General features: G+C 60.4%; 1 pseudogene. It reads left to right on the forward strand.

Annotated features, from left to right (window positions below):
* Positions 1 to 385, forward strand: a pseudogene (locus HBO11_RS28460) (alanyl-tRNA editing protein); the annotation flags it as partial.
* Between the last annotated feature and the right edge of the window lie 153 nt (positions 386 to 538).

Raw genomic sequence — 538 nt, forward strand, 5'->3', positions numbered from 1 at the left:
GCTGGGCGCGCTCATCGATGCCCCCGTGACCGGTTGCAGCATCAGCGCCGACAAGGGCCGGCTGGATTTCGATCTGCCGCAAATGACCCTCGACAAAGACCGCATCACCCGCGACCTCAATGCGCTGATCGAGCGCGCGTGCGCGGTCAACGTCCTGAGCATGCCCGCCGCGCAATACCCCGCGCTGCTGGAACGGATCGGCAGCAAGACCAACCGGCCACCGGCAATCCAGGGCGATCTGCGCGTGATTGAGGTGGCAGGCATCGACCTGCAGCCCTGTGGCGGCACCCACGTGCTCAACACCCGGGAAATCGGCGAGGTCTATTGCGAAAAAATCGAGAAGAAAAGCCAGCACAATCGTCGGGTGATCCTGCGTTTCGCCTGAACGGTCGAGCTTGCGTGGATGAAAATTTCTTCACCCAAAACCGGCGCGTTCTTTACGTCTTTGTAACATCTCAAACAATACAATCCGCGCAAGCAGCGCATCCGGGTTAAACACCCCGATGCGCACGCCCTCCGGCCTGTCGAATTCAACAGG

Origin of the sequence: Pseudomonas sp. WS 5010 (assembly GCF_012985565.1) — a bacterium.
Lineage (GTDB): Bacteria > Pseudomonadota > Gammaproteobacteria > Pseudomonadales > Pseudomonadaceae > Aquipseudomonas.